General features: G+C 70.1%; 21 protein-coding genes. 17 read left to right on the top strand and 4 right to left on the bottom strand.

Features of this window, described 5'->3' with window-relative positions; genetic code table 11:
- The first annotated feature begins 26 nt into the window (after positions 1 to 26).
- On the top strand, positions 27 to 245 hold the full coding sequence (locus KFLA_RS32160; protein ID WP_012924023.1) for a hypothetical protein: 219 nt from the start codon (positions 27 to 29) through the stop codon (positions 243 to 245).
- Positions 246 to 303: 58 nt separating this feature from the next.
- On the opposite strand, the gene KFLA_RS32155 is transcribed toward KFLA_RS32160, so the two are convergent.
- Positions 304 to 792 carry an inorganic diphosphatase gene (locus KFLA_RS32155; protein ID WP_012924022.1) on the bottom strand — a complete coding sequence of 163 codons (489 nt, stop codon included), beginning with the start codon at positions 790 to 792 and terminating at the stop codon, positions 304 to 306.
- A gap of 50 nt (positions 793 to 842) precedes the next feature.
- Here KFLA_RS32155 and dacB point away from each other — a divergent pair, with 50 nt between their 5' ends.
- The 16 genes from dacB to KFLA_RS32075 all read left to right on the top strand — a co-directional run bounded on the left by dacB (position 843) and on the right by KFLA_RS32075 (position 14041).
- A complete protein-coding gene (gene dacB, locus KFLA_RS32150) occupies positions 843 to 2213 on the top strand; it encodes a D-alanyl-D-alanine carboxypeptidase/D-alanyl-D-alanine endopeptidase (protein WP_012924021.1) in 1371 nt (456 codons plus the stop codon).
- A 51-nt stretch (positions 2214 to 2264) separates the two neighbouring features.
- On the top strand, positions 2265 to 3359 hold the full coding sequence (locus tag KFLA_RS32145) for a zinc-dependent metalloprotease (protein WP_012924020.1): 1095 nt from the start codon (positions 2265 to 2267) through the stop codon (positions 3357 to 3359).
- Entirely contained in the window at positions 3331 to 4380 is a 1050-nt protein-coding gene (gene tilS / locus KFLA_RS32140; protein ID WP_012924019.1) for a tRNA lysidine(34) synthetase TilS, read from the top strand. The genes KFLA_RS32145 and tilS overlap by 29 nt, the downstream gene beginning before the upstream one ends.
- A gap of 5 nt (positions 4381 to 4385) precedes the next feature.
- Positions 4386 to 4937 carry a hypoxanthine phosphoribosyltransferase gene (hpt, locus tag KFLA_RS32135; protein ID WP_012924018.1) on the top strand — a complete coding sequence of 184 codons (552 nt, stop codon included), beginning with the start codon at positions 4386 to 4388 and terminating at the stop codon, positions 4935 to 4937.
- 170 nt (positions 4938 to 5107) lie between these two features.
- Entirely contained in the window at positions 5108 to 7138 is a 2031-nt protein-coding gene (ftsH, locus tag KFLA_RS32130) for an ATP-dependent zinc metalloprotease FtsH (protein ID WP_012924017.1), read from the top strand.
- Between the two features lie 43 nt (positions 7139 to 7181).
- A complete protein-coding gene (folE, locus tag KFLA_RS32125) occupies positions 7182 to 7754 on the top strand; it encodes a GTP cyclohydrolase I FolE (RefSeq protein WP_041290709.1) in 573 nt (190 codons plus the stop codon).
- A gap of 151 nt (positions 7755 to 7905) precedes the next feature.
- Positions 7906 to 9054: a S1 family peptidase gene (locus tag KFLA_RS32120; RefSeq protein WP_012924015.1), complete on the top strand. Its 1149-nt coding sequence runs from the start codon at positions 7906 to 7908 to the stop codon at positions 9052 to 9054.
- Positions 9055 to 9196: 142 nt separating this feature from the next.
- Complete coding sequence (gene folP, locus KFLA_RS32115) at positions 9197 to 9994, top strand: dihydropteroate synthase (RefSeq protein ID WP_041289577.1); 798 nt, start codon at positions 9197 to 9199, stop codon at positions 9992 to 9994.
- Positions 9991 to 10452 carry a nuclear transport factor 2 family protein gene (locus KFLA_RS32110; RefSeq protein WP_012924013.1) on the top strand — a complete coding sequence of 154 codons (462 nt, stop codon included), beginning with the start codon at positions 9991 to 9993 and terminating at the stop codon, positions 10450 to 10452. Before folP ends, KFLA_RS32110 begins: the two co-directional genes overlap by 4 nt.
- Positions 10449 to 10838, top strand: coding sequence for a dihydroneopterin aldolase (gene folB, locus KFLA_RS32105; protein WP_012924012.1), 390 nt, complete (start codon positions 10449 to 10451; stop codon positions 10836 to 10838). Before KFLA_RS32110 ends, folB begins: the two co-directional genes overlap by 4 nt.
- Positions 10835 to 11401, top strand: coding sequence for a 2-amino-4-hydroxy-6-hydroxymethyldihydropteridine diphosphokinase (gene folK / locus KFLA_RS32100; protein WP_012924011.1), 567 nt, complete (start codon positions 10835 to 10837; stop codon positions 11399 to 11401). Before folB ends, folK begins: the two co-directional genes overlap by 4 nt.
- Before the next feature lie 2 nt (positions 11402 to 11403).
- Positions 11404 to 11916: a DUF3180 domain-containing protein gene (locus KFLA_RS32095; protein WP_237706641.1), complete on the top strand. Its 513-nt coding sequence runs from the start codon at positions 11404 to 11406 to the stop codon at positions 11914 to 11916.
- An 11-nt stretch (positions 11917 to 11927) separates the two neighbouring features.
- A complete protein-coding gene (locus tag KFLA_RS32090; RefSeq protein ID WP_012924009.1) occupies positions 11928 to 12368 on the top strand; it encodes a hypothetical protein in 441 nt (146 codons plus the stop codon).
- A 26-nt stretch (positions 12369 to 12394) separates the two neighbouring features.
- On the top strand, positions 12395 to 12880 hold the full coding sequence (locus tag KFLA_RS32085) for an HAD domain-containing protein (protein WP_012924008.1): 486 nt from the start codon (positions 12395 to 12397) through the stop codon (positions 12878 to 12880).
- A 12-nt stretch (positions 12881 to 12892) separates the two neighbouring features.
- On the top strand, positions 12893 to 13225 hold the full coding sequence (locus KFLA_RS32080; protein ID WP_012924007.1) for a putative quinol monooxygenase: 333 nt from the start codon (positions 12893 to 12895) through the stop codon (positions 13223 to 13225).
- 39 nt (positions 13226 to 13264) lie between these two features.
- Positions 13265 to 14041, top strand: a complete 777-nt coding sequence (locus KFLA_RS32075) for an inositol monophosphatase family protein (RefSeq protein WP_012924006.1) — start codon at positions 13265 to 13267, stop codon at positions 14039 to 14041.
- Between the two features lie 33 nt (positions 14042 to 14074).
- On the opposite strand, the gene KFLA_RS32070 is transcribed toward KFLA_RS32075, so the two are convergent.
- From KFLA_RS32070 to KFLA_RS32060, 3 genes are all read right to left on the bottom strand, one after another.
- A complete protein-coding gene (locus KFLA_RS32070; RefSeq protein ID WP_012924005.1) occupies positions 14075 to 14734 on the bottom strand; it encodes a class I SAM-dependent methyltransferase in 660 nt (219 codons plus the stop codon).
- A 90-nt stretch (positions 14735 to 14824) separates the two neighbouring features.
- Positions 14825 to 16099, bottom strand: a complete 1275-nt coding sequence (locus tag KFLA_RS32065; RefSeq protein WP_012924004.1) for a type II toxin-antitoxin system HipA family toxin — start codon at positions 16097 to 16099, stop codon at positions 14825 to 14827.
- 25 nt (positions 16100 to 16124) lie between these two features.
- The gene (locus tag KFLA_RS32060) at positions 16125 to 16463 is read right to left on the bottom strand and encodes a helix-turn-helix domain-containing protein (RefSeq protein WP_012924003.1); all 339 of its coding nucleotides are present in this window, start codon (positions 16461 to 16463) and stop codon (positions 16125 to 16127) included.
- Between the last annotated feature and the right edge of the window lie 135 nt (positions 16464 to 16598).

Below are 16598 nucleotides of genomic sequence, written 5' to 3'. Positions count from 1 at the left end.
CACCGGCCCGTAGAACGGTGGTGCTGATGCCAGCTTCTCGCAGCAAGACCCTGCTCGCCGCGGTCTTCGGCCGCCCGCGCCGTGCTTCGCACGCCGGGCAGCCGGCGCGCCCGGGCGACGCGCACGGGACGCAGCCCCTGGAGACACCGAGGGTCGTCGCCGATCCGGAGTCCGACGTGCCGGTGGAGAGCGAGCGCGGAGCTGACCGCCGGACGGCCAGCTCCTACGCCCTCATCGGGTGGTGAGCGGCTGCCGGCGTCGCGGTCGGCCGGCCGGACCTCGCCCGGCGGTCCGGGCGAGGTCTCAGTGGCCTTCGGTCTTCAGGCGGTCGAAGGAGGCGGTGATCTCGGCCTCGGCGTCGGCGCGGCCGACCCAGGTGGCGCCCTCGACCGACTTGCCCGGCTCCAGGTCCTTGTAGACCTCGAAGAAGTGCTGGATCTCCAGCCGGTCGAACTCCGGTACGTGGTGGATGTCGCGCAGGTGCTCCTGGCGCGGGTCACCGGCCGGCACGCAGAGCACCTTGTCGTCGGGGCCCTTCTCGTCGGTCATCCGGAACATGCCGATCGCCCGGGCCCGGATCAGGCAGCCGGGAAAGGTCGGCTCGGGCAGCAGCACGAGCGCGTCCAGGGGGTCGCCGTCCTGACCGAGGGTCTCCTCGATGAACCCGTAGTCGGAGGGGTACTGAGTGGACGTGAACAGGGTGCGGTCGAGCCGCAGCCGGTTCGTCTTGTGGTCCAGCTCGTACTTGTTGCGGGTGCCCTTGGGGATCTCGATGAAGACGTCGAACTCCATGGGGCAGATACTGTCACGGTTCGGCCCGACCATCTGACAGGAGCAGCCCGGTGGCCCGTCCTTCCCGTGCGGTCTTCGTCACGCTCGCGGCCGGCGCGGCCCTGACCGGCCTGGTCGCGGCCGCCCAGGCGGTGCCGGCGTCGTCGCAGCGTGCTACCACCGGGACCACTGGCACGGTCGCTCCCGTCGTGCTCGCACCGGCGAAGGCCGAAGGCGTGGCGCCCACCAGCGCCGGCGTACGGAAGGCGCTGTCGGCCGCACTGGCGGACCCGTCGCTCGGCAGGCACTTCGGAGCTTCCGTGTACGACGCGTCCCGCGGCAAGCAGGTCTACTCGGTCGGTGCGGCCAAGCCCTTCGTGCCCGCCTCGACGCTGAAACTGCTGACCACGGTCGCCGCGCTGGAAGCGCTGGGTCCGGACCACTGGTTCAGCACCAGGACCGTACGGGCCGGGAGCTCGCTGGTCCTGGTGGGCGGCGGTGACCCGCTGCTGACGATCAAGCGGTCCGCGGACCCGCTGGAGTTCCCGCGTCGCGCCACCCTGCAGGACCTGGCCGCCAGTACGGCGAAGTCGCTGCGGGCCGGAGGTGTCACCAGCATCACCCTCGGGTACGACGCGTCGCTGTTCACCGGCCCGGCGGCGAACGCCAAGTGGGAGCCGAACTACGTGCCCGAGGGCATCGCCGGCCCGACCTCCGCGCTCTGGGTGGACCAGGGCCGGATCACTCCCGGCATGGCGAAGCGGGCGGTCGCACCGGCACAGGCGGCGGCGACGTCGTTCGCGGCGCTCTTGCGGGCCGCCGGCATCAAGGTCGCCCCGGCCGTGCGGCCGGTGGTGGCTCCGGCCGCTGCCGCGAAGGTCGCCGAGGTCCGGTCCGCGCCCGTCGGCGACCTCGTCGAGCACGTCAACCTGCACAGCGACAACGACGGCGCCGAGGTGCTGCTGCGGCACGTCGGCCTGGCCACCAAGAACGGCGGCTCGTACGCCGGAGGCCTGAAGGGACTGCGCAGCACGCTCACCAAGCTCGGGCTGAACGTGACCAAGGCCAGGCTGGAGGACGGCAGCGGGCTGTCCCGCACCAACCAGGTTCCGCTGGACGTGCTGGCCGGCGCAGTACGGGTCGCGGTGAGCCGGCCGGAGCTGCGATACCTGATCAGCGGCCTGCCGGTTGCCGGGTTCACCGGCAGCCTGGAGGAGCGCTTCGCAGTACCGGGTGCCGGCGCCGGTACCGGCCTCGTGCGCGCCAAGACCGGCACGCTGACCGGTGTGCACTCGCTGGCCGGGCTGGTCCGCAGCCGGACCGGGACACTGCTCGTCTTCGCCGTCGCCACCGACGCAGCCCTGCCGAACAAGCCGCTGGAGGCTCGCGCCGCACTGGACCGCGCGGCGGCCGCCCTGGCCGCCTGCGGTTGTGCTGCCTGAACTCACCGCGTCCCACAGGCGCAGGTTGGGACATGCGACTAGGGTCGGACCATGAGTACGGCTGAAGGTGGGACCGCGGCCGAGATGGTCGACTGGCAGCTTGCGACGGGCGTGGCGCGCAAGCTGCTCCGTCCCGGGCCGGTGGTCACCCGGGCCGAGGCGGACCAGGTGGTCGCGCAGCTGCGGCAGTTCGCCGCGGAGTCCGAGCACCACGTGCGGGAGTTCAGCGGGCTGCAGGCGACGTCGGCGACCGCCCCAGTGGTGATCGTGGACCGGCCCGGCTGGGTGCAGGCCAACGCGGACGGCTTCAAGACCGTGCTGGCGCCGCTGGCGGACAAGCTGCGCGAGAAGCAGGAGAAGAGCGGCGCGCTGGCGTCCGCGGTCGGCTCGCGGGTCACCGCGATCGAGGCGGGCGCGCTGCTGGCCTTCCTGTCCTCCCGGGTGCTGGGTCAGTTCGACCCCTTCTACCCGGCCGAGCCCGACCCGAGCCGCCCCGGTCTGACCGGGCGGCTGCTGCTGGTCGCACCGAACGTGATGCACGTGGAGTCCGAGCTCGGCGTCGTACCGCGGGACTTCCGGCTCTGGGTCTGCCTGCACGAGGAGACGCACCGGGTGCAGTTCACCGCGGTCCCGTGGCTGCGGGACCACCTGCGGTCGGAGATCGCGCTGTTCCTCGACCAGGCGGAGCTGGACGCGTCGGCGTACGCGGCGATGTTCCGGGAGGCGGTGCAGCGGCTGGGCCGGTCGGTGAAGGGCGAGGCCGAGCTGAGCCTGGTCGACCTGATGCAGTCGCCGGAGCAGCGCGCCGTGCTGGACCGGCTGACCGCGGTGATGTCGCTGCTGGAGGGCCACGCGGACTTCGTGATGGACGGCGTCGGGCCGTCGGTGATCCCGACCGTCGACACCATCCGGTCCAAGTTCACCTCCCGCCGCTCCAGCGGGAACCCGGTCGACCAGCTGCTCAAGCGGCTGCTCGGCCTGGATGCCAAGCTGAAGCAGTACCAGGACGGCGCCGCCTTCGTCCGGCGGGTGGTCGACCGGGTCGGCATGGAGGGCTTCAACAAGGTCTGGACCGGACCGAACACGCTGCCCACCAAGCACGAGATCGCCACCCCCGATGCCTGGGTCTCCCGACTCCACGGCTGAGTCGGCCGAGCAGCTGGTCGACAGCCGGCGGGGCAAACTGCACCCCGCGGTGGCTCGCGTCCGTGAGGCGGTTCGGGCGGCGCTGCGAGAGCTGCCCGCGGACACGACTGTTCTGGTGGCCTGCTCCGGAGGCGCCGACTCGCTCGCGCTGGCCGCGGCGATCGCCTTCGAGGCGCCGAAGCTGCGACTGCGTGCGGGCGCGGTGATCGTCGACCACGGGCTGCAGGCCGACTCGGCCCACGCTGCCGCGATCGCCGCCGACCAGTGCCGCTCGCTCGGGCTGGACCCGGTGGAGGTCCGCGCAGTCGAGGTCGGCAGCGAAGGCGGCCCGGAAGGCGCCGCCAGAGCCGCCCGGTACGACGCACTGCGCGCCGCCGCCGACCAGTTCGGCGCGGACGTCGTCCTGCTCGCGCACACGCGGGACGACCAGGCGGAGACGGTTCTGCTGGGTCTGGCCCGCGGTTCGGGGGCCCGCTCGCTCGCTGGGATGGCGCCGGTGGCCGGACTGCTCCGCCGCCCGCTGCTGGAGGTGCCACGTGCCAGTACGGCCGCTGCCTGCATCGCCTCCGGGCTCCGGCCCTGGCACGACCCGCACAACGACGACCCGCAGTACAGAAGAGTGCGAGTGCGGCATGAGGTGCTGCCGGTGCTGGAGGAGGCGCTCGGGCCCGGCGTGACCGAGGCGCTGGCCCGCACCGCCGGTCTGCTCCGCGCCGACGCCGACGCGCTCGACGCACTGGCCGCGGACCTCGCCGAGACCGCCGTACGGCGTACCGATGACGAGGTGCTCTGCGACATCGGCATGCTCGAGGCCGAGCCGGAAGCGATCCGCACCCGCGCGCTGCGGCAGGCCGCGCTGGAGGCCGGCTGCCACGCCACCGACCTGACTGCCGGACACGTCGCCGCCATCGACGCTTTCGTCACCGGCTGGCGCGGTCAGCGCTGGATCGACCTGCCGCAAGGCGTTCGGGCGATGCGCCGAGGCGGATTCATCCATCTCAAGCCACGTGTGACAGGCTGACCCGTGTGGATGCGTCGGACATCGAGAAGGACCTGACCGAGATCCTCCATACCGAGGAGGAGATCCTGGCCAAGCTCAAGGAGCTGGCCGTACGGATCGAGGCGGACTACGAGGGCAAGGACCTGCTGGTGGTCGGTGTCCTCAAGGGCGCCGTGATGGTGATGGCGGACCTGGCCCGCTCGTTCAGCCGGCACGTGGAGATGGACTGGATGGCCATCTCGTCGTACGGCTCGGGCACCAAGTCGTCCGGGGTGGTCCGGATCCTCAAGGACCTGGACACCGACATCACCAACCGGCACGTGCTGATCGTCGAGGACATCATCGACACCGGCCTGACGCTGACCTGGCTGGTCAGCAACCTGGAGTCGCGCAAGCCGGCCTCGGTGGAGATCTGCACCGCCTTCCGCAAGCCGGACGCGGCCAAGATGGCGGTGCCGGTGAAGTACGTCGGCTTCGACATCCCCGACGAGTTCGTGGTCGGCTACGGGCTGGACTACGCGGAGAAGTACCGCAACCTGCGCTGCGTCGCGACGCTGGCGCCGCACGTCTACTCCTGAGCTCCCCGCCGGACTTGGTGACAGGCTGTACAACGGACCGTACCGTCGTTCCAGGTGACCCTCGTGGTGGGCAGGCTTGCCCGGCACGAGACACTTGGACTGGTGTTACCGTCGAAGGGCCCCTCACCCGGGCCTGCTGAGCTAGGAGGGACGGGGCGCGAGCCTCGATCATGGACGTGAAGCGCATACTCCGCGGACCGCTGTTCTGGATCGTCATCGCCTTCCTGGGCGTGCTGGTGATCGGGCAGCTCCTGACCGGCTCGACCGGGTACAAGTCCGAGCCCACCGGTCAGGTCGTGCAGCTGATCCAGCAGGCCACGACCTCGTCCGACAAGTCGATCAAGACGGTGACGCTGATCGACCCCGATCAGGAGATCCGGGTCGAGAAGACCGACGGCACGAAGGTGCGGGCGCACTGGGTCGACGGCCAGGCCAACACCCTCGGCTCCTCGCTGCAGACGCTGTTCCAGCAGGGCAAGATCGAGCGGTACGACGTGGAGAACCCGAAGCCGAGCTTCATCGGCCAGGTGTTCTCGACGCTGATCCCGTTCCTGCTGATCGCGGTGGTGTTCATCTTCTTGATGAACTCGATGCAGGGCGGCGGCTCCCGGGTGATGAGCTTCGCCAAGTCCAAGGCCAAGCTGGTCAGCAAGGACACTCCGAAGACCACCTTCGCCGACGTGGCCGGCGCCGACGAGGCGATCGAGGAGCTCGGCGAGATCAAGGAGTTCCTGCAGGAGCCGGGCAAGTTCCAGGCGGTCGGCGCGAAGATCCCGAAGGGCGTGCTGCTGTACGGCCAGCCCGGTACGGGCAAGACGCTGCTGGCGCGGGCGGTCGCGGGTGAGGCGGGCGTCCCGTTCTACTCGATCTCCGGTTCGGACTTCGTCGAGATGTTCGTCGGTGTCGGCGCCTCCCGGGTGCGCGACCTGTTCGAGCAGGCCAAGACCAACGCCCCGGCGATCATCTTCATCGACGAGATCGACGCCGTCGGCCGGCACCGCGGCGCGGGCCTCGGCGGTGGGCACGACGAGCGCGAGCAGACGCTGAACCAGCTGCTGGTCGAGATGGACGGCTTCGACGTGCGCGGCGGGGTCATCCTGATCGCCGCGACCAACCGTCCGGACGTGCTCGACCCGGCGCTGCTGCGGCCGGGCCGGTTCGACCGGCAGATCCCGGTCGACGCGCCGGACCTGCCGGGCCGCGACAAGATCCTCAAGGTGCACGCCCGGGGCAAGCCGATGGCCGAGGACGTCGACCTGACCGCGGTCGCCCGCCGGACCCCGGGCTTCACCGGCGCCGACCTGGCCAACGTGCTGAACGAGGCGGCCCTGCTGACCGCCCGGCTGAACAAGCAGCAGATCGACAAGCACGCGCTGGACGAGGCGATCGACCGCGTGATCGCGGGACCGCAGCGCCGCACCCGGCTGATGTCGGACAAGGAGAAGGTGCTCACGGCGTACCACGAGGGCGGCCACGCCCTGGTCGCCGCGGCGCTGCCGCACTCCGACCCGGTGCACAAGGTGACGATCCTGCCGCGCGGCCGCGCGCTGGGCTACACGATGGTGCTGCCGGACGAGGACAAGTACTCGACCACCCGGTCGGAGATGCTCGACAAGCTGGCCTACATGCTCGGTGGCCGCGCCGCCGAGGAGATGGTCTTCCACGACCCGACCACCGGCGCCAGCAACGACATCGAGAAGGCGACGTCGCTGGCTCGCGCGATGGTCACGCAGTACGGCATGACCGAGCGGCTCGGCGCGATCAAGTTCGGCCAGGACTCCGGCGAGCCGTTCCTGGGCCGCGACCTGGGCAGCCAGCGCAACTACTCCGAGGAGATCGCCGCGGCGGTCGACGAGGAGGTCGGCAAGCTGATCCTGAACGCGCACCAGGAGGCCTTCGACATCCTGGCCGAGAACCGCGCGGTGCTCGACCACCTGGTCGAGGAGCTGCTGGAGAAGGAGACGCTGGACAAGGGCGAGATCGCCCGGATCTTCGCGCCGATCCAGAAGCGTGAGCTGCGGCCGGCCTGGACCGGGTCGGCGACCCGGGTTCCGTCCGAGCAGCCGCCGGTGATGCCGCTGCCGAGCCGCGGTGAGCAGAACGGTTCGCTGCAGGACGTCATCCCGGGTGGTTCGATCGGCCCGGACGAGGCCGCGCACGGCCCGAACTACGGCAGCGGCCCGACCCCGCCGGCGGAGTGAGGCAGGGCATGTCCGCTGAGTGCCGGCCGGCTGCGCGGCGCCCGTGACGTCGCCGAAGTTCGACCACGAGCGGGCCGAGCGGGCGGTCCGGGAGCTGCTGATCGCGATCGGCGAGGACCCGGACCGCGAAGGACTGAAGGAGACCCCGGCCCGGGTGGCTCGCTCGTACGAGGAGATCACCGCCGGGCTGGGGCTCACCGCGTCGGACGTGCTGACCACGACGTTCGACCTCGGCCACGACGAGATGATCCTGGTCAAGGACATCGAGGTCTGGTCGCTGTGCGAGCACCATCTGGTGCCTTTCACCGGGGTCGCGCACGTCGGCTACATCCCCAACCCGGACGGCCGGATCACCGGCCTGTCCAAGCTGGCCCGGCTGGTCGACGTCTACGCCAAGCGCCCGCAGGTCCAGGAGCGGCTGACCACCCAGGTCGCCGAGTCCCTGGTCGAGCTGCTGCAGCCGCGCGGGGTGATCGTGGTGATCGAGTGCGAGCACCTCTGCATGACGATGCGCGGCGTGCGCAAACCCGGCGCCAGAACCATCACCTCCGCCGTCCGCGGCCAGCTCCGCAACCCCTCCACCCGCGCCGAAGCCATGAGCCTCATCGTCGGCTGACCCGGCTGTCCTCGTCCTGCGCGTAGCCACCTGGGGGGTCAGGTCGTTGAGGGGTCAGAGGTCGTTGACCATGGACATTCCGTGGCTGAGCGTTTACGTTCCGTAGTGGTGTTCCGACTCGGACGCGGGACGCCTTCGTGAGGAGGAACGTATGTCAGGGCGTTGCCTGGTCGGCGTCGCACTCACCGGGATCGTCGCGTTGACGGCCGCCGGGCTGGTCGCGGCGAACGGCGCCGAGGCCGACGAGCGGAGCGGGACGGCGCGGGCGGGCCGCACGATGGCCCCCGACCCGGAGCTGCTCCAGCAGGAGCGCATCGTCAAGGCCGGCACGGTGGAGACCCAGCTCGGGTCCCGGGTGATCGGCAGCTATCTCAGTGACGCGGGTGACGTCGTCGTCGCGGTCTCGGACCAGGCCACCGCCGGGCTGGTCCGGGCGATCGGCGCGGTGCCGAAGCTGGTCCGGTTCACGGCCGAGGAGCTGCGCTCGGTGCAGCGCGACCTCGACCACCTGGCCGTCGGATCCAGCGCCGGCAAGGTCAAGTCCTGGTACGTCGACCCGATCACCGGCACCGTCGTGGTCACCGTGCCGACCGGCGCCCGGGACGCGATCACCAAACGGTTCCTGCGCCGCGCCCAGGCCAACGGCGACCGGGTCACGGTGCGCACGTCCCCGGGCGAGCTCACCACCACCCAGGACGACTTCGGTCTGCTCGGCGGGCTCCAGGTCGACAAGAACACCGGGTACACCTGCTCCCTGGGCTTCAACGCCCGGACCGACGACGGCACCCGAATCTTCCTGACCGCCGGGCACTGCACGGCCGGCAAGCCGTCGTTCTCCCGCAACGGCTACATCCTCGGCGACACCCGCAGCTCGAGCTACCCGGGCAACGACTTCGGCACCGTCACGGTGATCGACGGCTGGGACCAGCGCGGCTACGTCGAGCGCTGGGGCGACACCGACGTACCGATCAAGGGCCAGACCGGCGTCACCGTCGGCGCCTCGGTCTGCAAGTCCGGCAAGACCACCCGCTGGACCTGCGGCCGGGTGGTCGCGAAGAACGTGACCGTCAACTACGGCAGCAACCAGGTCGTCAAGGGCATGTACAAGCACACCGCCTGCGTCCAGACCGGCGACTCCGGCGGCGCCAACCTGACCAGCGGCTACGCGCTCGGCATCACCAGTGGCGCGGCGCTGATCAGCGGCGAGTGCCTGCAGAAGCGCGGCCAGGCGAACGAGTCCTACTCCCAACCGATCGGTGAGGCGCTGGCAGCAAGCGGCGCCTCATTGGTACTGGGTTAGCGACCCCCGGCAGGCGCCCGGGAGTTGATGGGGGCCCGGTACCTAGGTGGGGCGGTTCGGCCGGGACCACTACGGTGGTCCAGTGCGAACTGCCCCACCGAGTCATGTTCAGGGACTGCCCACGCCGGACCGCTGTCTGGTGATGGGTGTCGTCAACGTGACCCCGGACTCGTTCTCCGACGGCGGGGAGTGGTTCGAGCCGTCCGCGGCGATCGAGCACGGGCGGGAACTGCTGGCCGAGGGTGCCGACCTGCTCGACGTCGGCGGGGAGTCCACCCGGCCCGGGGCGCAGCGGCCCGCGCCGGCCGAGGAGATCCGCCGGGTGCTGCCGGTGATCGAGGCGCTGGCGGCCGACGGCGCGCTGATCTCGGTCGACACCATGCGCGCCGACGTGGCCGCGCTGGCCCTGGACGCGGGCGCGGTGATGGTGAACGACGTGTCCGGCGGACTGGCCGATCCCGACATGCTGCCGCTGGTGGCCGACCGCGGTACGCCGTACGTGTGCATGCACTGGCGCGGGCACTCGGCCGACATGCAGGACCGCGCCCGGTACGACGACGTGGTGGCCGAGGTGGTCGCCGAGCTGGCGGTCCGGCTGGAGGCGATCGCGGCGGCCGGCATCGACCTGGCCAGGGTCGCGCTGGACCCGGGCCTGGGGTTCGCGAAGAACGCGGACCACAACTGGGAGGTGCTGCGCCGGCTGCGCGAGTTCGCCGTGCTGGAGCGGCCGCTGCTGATCGGTGCGTCCCGCAAGGCGTTCCTCGGTAGGCTGCTCGCCGACGAGGAGACCGGTGAGCCTAGGCCGGCCGTACGACGAGACGACGCGAGCGCTGCTGTCTCCGCCCTCGCTGCCGCGAGCGGGGCCTGGTGCGTCCGGGCCCACGCGGTGGCACCGAGTGTGGACGCGGTCCGGGTGGCGAGCAGGTGGGGAGCGGTATGACCGAGGAGCAGCCGGGAGCGCGGCGGGCGGAGCCGTCGGGCGAGAACGCCGTGCTGACCGCGAACACGGCGTTCTACAACGCGTTCGAGGCCGGCGACCTGGACCTGATGGCGGCGGTCTGGCTGCCGGAGCCCGACCCGGTCTGCATCCACCCGGGCAACGCGGCCATCTCCGGGTACTCCGAGATGATGCGGGCCTGGGCGATGATCTTCGCCAACACGCCGTACATCCAGTTCTTCCTGACCGACGTGCAGGTACGCGTGGATGAAGACGTGGCTTACGTCACGTGTACGGAGAATGTCCTGTCGTCGGGTGAAGGGGCCCCGGAGGAGGGGTTCGCCGGTGGCAAGGCGTTCGCGACCAACGTGTTCCGGCGAACTTCTTCCGGCTGGCGGTTGTGGATCCACCATGCCTCCCCGGTACTGTCGTCTGGGGGTCCACAGGAGGAGGCGGAATGAGCGGTCCCGTGATGCCTCCTGACGTGATCGAGATCCGCGGTATCCGTGGCTTCGGCCGGCACGGGGTGTTCGAGCACGAGCGGGCCGACGGGCAGGAGTTCGTCGTCGACGTCCGCCTCGAGCTGGACACCCGGCCCGCCGCCGCCTCGGACGACCTGGCCGACACCGTGAACTACGGCGTCGTCGCCGAACGCGTGCACGCGGCGATCGAGAACGACCCGGTCGACCTGATCGAGACCCTCGCCCAGCGGATCGCGGACGTCTGCCTGGCCGATCCGCGGGTCACCGGCACCGCGGTGACGATCCACAAACCCTCGGCGCCGATCACCGTGCCGTTCGACGATGTTGTCCTGACCGTGCAGCGCAAACCCGGAGAGATTTCGTGACTGAGACCCCTAGTCCCCACGTCATCGACGCGGACACCCTCAGCGGTGGCCTGAAGCCGATCCGCCAGGTGATCCTGTCGCTCGGCAGCAATCTCGGCGACCGTGAGGCGCACCTGCAGGGCGCTGTCGACGCTCTGCGGGACACCCCGGACGTCGTGGTCGTCGACGTCTCGCCGGTCTACGAGACCCAGCCGGTCGGTGGGCCCGAGGAGTCCGGCCCGTACCTGAACGTCGTGCTGCTGGCCGACACCACGCTGGCCGTCGAGACGCTGCTGGACCGCGCGCATGCCGTCGAGCAGGCGTTCGGTCGCGAGCGCAGTGTGCCGGGAGCGCCGCGCACGCTGGACGTCGACCTGATCACCTACGGCAAGAAGACGATCCAGACCGACGAGCTGACCGTGCCGCACCCGCGGGCGCACGAGCGCGCGTTCGTGCTGGCGCCCTGGCTGGACATCGAGCCGGACGCCGAGCTGCCCGGGGTCGGGCCGGTCGCCGACCTGCTGGCCCAGGTGGGCACCGAGGGCGTCAGGAAGCTCGACGACCTGACCATCGAGCTGCAGTAGTGGTGTCCGGCAGTCCCGGGCCGGGCAGGGCTTCCGGCCAGGAGCCGCCCCGTCCCGGCTCGGTGCGGCCGACGTCGCGCTGGCTACTGGTCGCGATCGCCGTCCTCGGGGCGGCGATCGGGCTGACCATGGTGCAGGCGATCGAGTCCGGCGGCGGGGTCGCGCCGACGGTGTCGTTGCTCACACTGGTCGCCTGGGCGTTCCTGGCCGCGCTGCTGTTCGCCGCCGCCCGCAACACCCATCAGCGGATCCAGGTCCGCCGGGAGCGGATCGAGCCGTCGCGCGCGGTTTTCCTGCTGCTGCTCGGAAAAGCGAGCGCATTCGTCGGTGCGTTGTGCACCGGTGTGTACGCAGGGTTCGCGTTATCCTTCCTGGACGCGGTGAGTTCTTCGGGGCCGCGCAACCGGGTGATCACGGCCGGACTGGCGGCGGTGATCTCAGTGCTGGTCGTCACGGCCGGATTGCTGCTCGAACGTGCGTGTCGTATCCCCGAAGACCCCGAAGAGACCCCCTAACATGTCGGTCCATGGGGTCAAGGGGTAGCCGCCGTCGAACCAGGACCACCGTTCTCACCGTCGCGAACAGTCTGCTGATCGTCATCTGTCTGGCCGTCAGTGTCGCGCTGTTCTCGCAGAACGCGTGGATCCTGCGCGCGGCTGCCGTCTGTGCGGTGATGATCGCGATCGGCGCCTCGCTGCTGATCCGCCACCAGTTGCTGGTCGAACGCCTGGCCCACAGCGACGAACGCGCCCACGTGGCGCAGGAGTACTCCCGGATCACCAGCGCCCGCGTCGTCGAGAACGCCGAGTTCGTCGACCTGATGCAGCGCCGGCTGGACAAGATCGACCAGCGCCTGGACAAGATCGACGAGGAGGTCGCCACGGTCGTTGCCGCCGGCGACAAACACTCCCAGGCCGACGCCCCCACCGTCGTCGACCTCAAACTCCGCGGCCTCGCGGCGTCCTGACGCTCAGTGCGGACGCGGTCCGAGGGATGCGCCCGGTACTCTTCCTCGATGTCGACGGTCCGCTGATCCCGTTCGGCGGCCCCTCGCCCTACCCGTCGTACGGCGCGGCCGGCGCTGACGGCAATCCACTGCTCGCCCGGCTCGATCCAGCACACGGCGCCCGACTGACCGCGCTCGGCTGCGACCTGGTGTGGGCGACGACCTGGGGAGCAGAGGCGAACGAGGTGATCGCTCCCCGTCTCGGCCTGCCGGAGCTGCCCTTCGTCGAGTGGCCGGATGCCGAATCGATCGGCTCGATCCACTGGAAGACCGCAGGTTTGCTGGCCTGGGCCGACGGCCGTGCGTTCGCCTGGCTGGACGACGAGATCACCGACCGCGACAAGGTCTGGGTGCACAGGCGGTCTGCGGCGCCTGCCTTGCTGCATCGGGTGGATCCCCGGCATGGGCTTCGGGCAGCGGACTATACGGTGGTTCGGGATTGGTTACGGGGGCTGAAGCCGGCCGGCGGGTGAGTGGAGGTTGGGATGGGAATCCTGGTGCGGGTGGAGTTCGTCGTCCGGGACGGGCGCGAGCAGGACTTCGCGGCGGTCGTCCGGGCGTTGGCGGCTCGGGTCGCCGAGGAGCCCGGGACGTTGAAGTACGACTGGTACCAGGGACCGGGGTACGTGGTGGTGCTCGAGGAGTACACCGACGCGGCGGCTGCGATCGGGCACAACGAGCACGTGGCCGATCTGCTCGCGCAGCTTTTCGCGCTGGCCGACATGACGCTGCTGCAGCTGCACGGCGACGTGACGCCGGAGCTGCAGAAGGTGCTGGACGGGCTGCCGGCGGCTCAGGTCTTCCCACCGCTCGGTTAGGTTGCTGGTACGCCGACCGTTCTGCCGAGGAGTCGTCCCGTGACCGACCTGCCGCGCCTGCTGGAGATCGCCGAAGGGGCGGTGGCGATCGCCGCTGACCTGGTGGAGTCGCGCCCGCCCGGCGCTGTGCACTCCAAGGGCGACCGCGACATGGCCTCCGACACCGACATCGCGGTCGAGCAGGCGGTCCGGGCGCACCTGGCGAAGGAGACGCCGCAGATCGCGTTTCTCGGCGAGGAGGAAGGCGCTCATCCGGGCGAGGGGGAGCTGTCCTGGGTGCTCGACCCGATCGACGGCACCGTCAACTACCTCCACGGCGTACCGCTCTGGGGCATCTCGCTGGGCCTGGTCGCCGGGACGTCGCAACGCCTCGGCGTTCTCCACTTCCCGCGCCTCGGCACCCGCTACACCGCGGCCGAGGGCCTGGGGGCCTTCCGCAACGGCGAGGCGATCCGGGTCAGCCGCTGCGAGCAGCTCTCCGAGGCCCTGGTGATGGCCGGCGACTTCGCCGTCGGCGCAGACGCAGCCGCGAGGAACCGCCCGCGGACGGCCCTGATCGACCTGCTCGTCCCGCGGGTGCAACGCATCCGCATGCTCGGTACGGCGGCCCTGCACCTGGCGCTGGTCGCCGACGGCAGCCTCGACGCGTCGATCATGTTCAGCAACAAGCCCTGGGACACCAGCGCCGGCGTGATCATCGCCCGCGAGGCCGGCGCGATCGTCGTCGACGTCGACGGCTCACCCCACGACGTCGCCTCCGGCGCCACCATCGCGCTGTCCCCGGGGATCGCCGAGGAGCTGCTCCCGTTGATCTAGCAGGCGACGCGTTCCTGACCCTCGCAGCTCCAGCTACTGCCCGTTGCGCTGCGCAACGAGCACCAACGAGGGAACGCCCGCCACACTCTGCGTGAGCCGCAGCTCAGCCACCGGCTCGAGACCCGCCGCAGCCAAGATGGCCCAGAGGTCGTCCGGCTGCCACAGGTAGGTGGTCCAGGAAACCGGCACCGCGCCGTACGCCTCGGTCCGCACGATCTCACCGTCACCCTTGTGGGTCGCGATGATGACCTGCCCGCCCGGTACCAGCGCGCGGGCGAAGGACTGGATCACCGACGGAAGAACGTGCCGCGGCAGGTTGAACAGTGACCACCACCCGAGAATCCCCCCGAGGGACGACTCCGCCAGCTCCAGCTCGGTGGCCGACGCCACGGCGAACCGCTGCCCCGGGTACAGCCGCCGCGCGTGCTCGATCATCCGCGGCGAGAGGTCCACCCCGGAGACGTCGAGCCCGTGCTCGGCCAGGTAGGCGGTCACGTCGCCCGGCCCGCATCCGACGTCCAGCACCGGCCCCAGCCCGCGCACCGAGGCCGCGAACCCGTCCATCGCGGACCGCAGCCAGGGATAGGTGGTGATGTCCCCGAGGTTCATCTCGACGTAGTTGTCGGCGACCCGGTCGTAGGAGGTCCGAACCAGCTCGAGGTCAGCGGGTTGCTCGATGGAGGAGGCGCTCATGGTGGCGGATGCTAGCGGCCGGGCGGGCCGCGCCGATTTCCGAGCTCAACGCGAAGCGTGTTCTGGCCGCTGCGGGCGGCGTCGTAGGAATCAGCTCGCCTGATGACGCGCGGCGTGGGCCTCCGAATGCTCGAACGCCGGCGACATGTCGTCGATCTGCTGTGTGGTCTGGCCGTACCGCGCGGCGACCTCGCTCCATCGCGCGGTGGCTCTGGCAACCTCGGCAACGACCTCACGTGCTTCGGTCTGGCTGAGACGGAACATTTCGGCGACGTCCAAGGCCAGCTCCAGGCTGGCGTCCGTGTCGCGGTCGTTGATGGCAGTCGAAAGGTACTTCGCGCCGGGTGACGGATCCGGATTGAGATCGAAGGCGGGCGACAGACTCCAGGCGTTGTGCGTGGTGCGGAGAAAGCCGTGGTTGCGCAGATGGTCGTCGAGGTTGGAGATCAGGATGGAAAAGACGATCCGCCTCCACAGATCGCGCAGTTCACGAGAGGTAGCGATCGAGTGTTCCTCGATGGCTGAGGCGATGTCGAGATAACTTCCCGTGTCGCCGTCCTTGGCCTCGAGCATCGTCATCGCGCTGATGTATCCGATGCGCAGCCGCCCGGCCCGATCGAAACGGTCGATGACGTGCACATGCCGCCCGGCGACCTTCAGCAATTGCGATCTCGGTACGGCGATGCCCGCGGCGGACGCCAGGTCGAAGGCGATCTTCTCCCAAGCCATCACGTTCCATGCGTCCGACCGGCTCGGAAACTTCGCGATGGCGATCGCGCCGTCCTCGGTTCGAACGTGAGCCTTGGGTCTCGCGCCACCCAGCGAACTGCCCGCGCGGACCAGTTTGCGAATCGCCTCCAGGTCAGCGTCGTCGTCCTCGGTCCGTTCAGCCAGGTTCAGCAGGTCGGGCAGTTCCGCGAGCGCCGGAACTCCGGTGACGTCGTCGGCGAGAAACGTCCGGGTCCCGGACAAGGCGAACCTGACGGCTCCCTGACGAAGGTCGTCGCGAACGCCGAGGAGGTAGCTGAACTCGCTGAGAGTTCGAGGAGTGGCGCCTGCCGTGCGCGCGCGCTGCCGCTCCGCCTTGGTGATGAGAACCTTGCCCCAACGGTCAGGTGAGCTGTCGGCGAACGAGTGGAACAGCGACACCCCGACAGCGGTGTGGAGCGCGCCGGCGACCCGGGGCAGAGCCGGCTCGAGGTCATAAGCCAACGGATCGGCGAGATACCCCGGGTCGTACAGGAAGGTGGCGGACTCTGCGCCGCGTCCGTAGTGGGAGTTGAGCTGACCTGCCAACACGTCTCTGCCATCGATCTGAACCCAGACGTCGACCTTCGGCGGCAGACGGTCGCCGGTCGCGGCCACCGTCTGCTGGATGGCAGGGCGTCTGCTAGCTCTCGGCATCGCCGTCCCTTCGCTTGCGTCCAGGCTGCCGGACCCTCTGTGGCAGCTCTTGGTCCGCTCGGAGACGACCGACATCTGTGCTGTAGGGATCGACTGCTGCCACCAGGAGGTCCATGACGCCGAGCGCTCGGGCGATGCGAAGCGTGTTCTCCAGGCTTGCGCCGTCGCCGGCTTCCAGACGCTGCACCGTCGCCCTGGAAACACCCGCGCGATCACCGACCTGTCCGGCGGTCAACTGCTGCAGGCGCCGCCACGTCGCCAAGTGGCTGCCGATATCAGCCAGCGCGCGACTGACGGGCCTGGGAATCCCACGAGTCTGCGGCATGGTTGCTCCTGAAGCTTAATGAGTCATATTTGCACCACTAACCCACTTAATGTAGCAAATATGAGCTTAACGTATAGCTTCGAAGCACGATCGCCGGATCGCGCCTCCTGGCCCATCCGTCGGCGGACGCCGCCT

Origin of the sequence: Kribbella flavida DSM 17836 (genome assembly GCF_000024345.1) — a bacterium.
GTDB lineage: Bacteria > Actinomycetota > Actinomycetes > Propionibacteriales > Kribbellaceae > Kribbella > Kribbella flavida.
The sequence above is the reverse complement of the archived record's forward strand: the minus strand, read 5'-3'. Positions and strand labels throughout refer to the sequence as shown.

Coding starts and splice junctions, on each gene's coding strand:
- KFLA_RS32120 (WP_012924015.1), top strand. CDS start 7,906: ATGTCAGGGCGTTGCCTGGTCGGCGTCGCACTCACCGGGATCGTCGCG.
- KFLA_RS32090 (WP_012924009.1), top strand. CDS start 11,928: ATGGGGTCAAGGGGTAGCCGCCGTCGAACCAGGACCACCGTTCTCACC.
- KFLA_RS32160 (WP_012924023.1), top strand. CDS start 27: ATGCCAGCTTCTCGCAGCAAGACCCTGCTCGCCGCGGTCTTCGGCCGC.
- KFLA_RS32070 (WP_012924005.1), bottom strand. CDS start 14,734: ATGAGCGCCTCCTCCATCGAGCAACCCGCTGACCTCGAGCTGGTTCGG.
- tilS (WP_012924019.1), top strand. CDS start 3,331: ATGCCTGGGTCTCCCGACTCCACGGCTGAGTCGGCCGAGCAGCTGGTC.
- KFLA_RS32060 (WP_012924003.1), bottom strand. CDS start 16,463: ATGCCGCAGACTCGTGGGATTCCCAGGCCCGTCAGTCGCGCGCTGGCT.
- KFLA_RS32155 (WP_012924022.1), bottom strand. CDS start 792: ATGGAGTTCGACGTCTTCATCGAGATCCCCAAGGGCACCCGCAACAAG.
- KFLA_RS32085 (WP_012924008.1), top strand. CDS start 12,395: ATGCGCCCGGTACTCTTCCTCGATGTCGACGGTCCGCTGATCCCGTTC.
- KFLA_RS32110 (WP_012924013.1), top strand. CDS start 9,991: ATGACCGAGGAGCAGCCGGGAGCGCGGCGGGCGGAGCCGTCGGGCGAG.
- folB (WP_012924012.1), top strand. CDS start 10,449: ATGAGCGGTCCCGTGATGCCTCCTGACGTGATCGAGATCCGCGGTATC.
- KFLA_RS32145 (WP_012924020.1), top strand. CDS start 2,265: ATGAGTACGGCTGAAGGTGGGACCGCGGCCGAGATGGTCGACTGGCAG.
- folP (WP_041289577.1), top strand. CDS start 9,197: ATGGGTGTCGTCAACGTGACCCCGGACTCGTTCTCCGACGGCGGGGAG.
- KFLA_RS32080 (WP_012924007.1), top strand. CDS start 12,893: ATGGGAATCCTGGTGCGGGTGGAGTTCGTCGTCCGGGACGGGCGCGAG.
- ftsH (WP_012924017.1), top strand. CDS start 5,108: ATGGACGTGAAGCGCATACTCCGCGGACCGCTGTTCTGGATCGTCATC.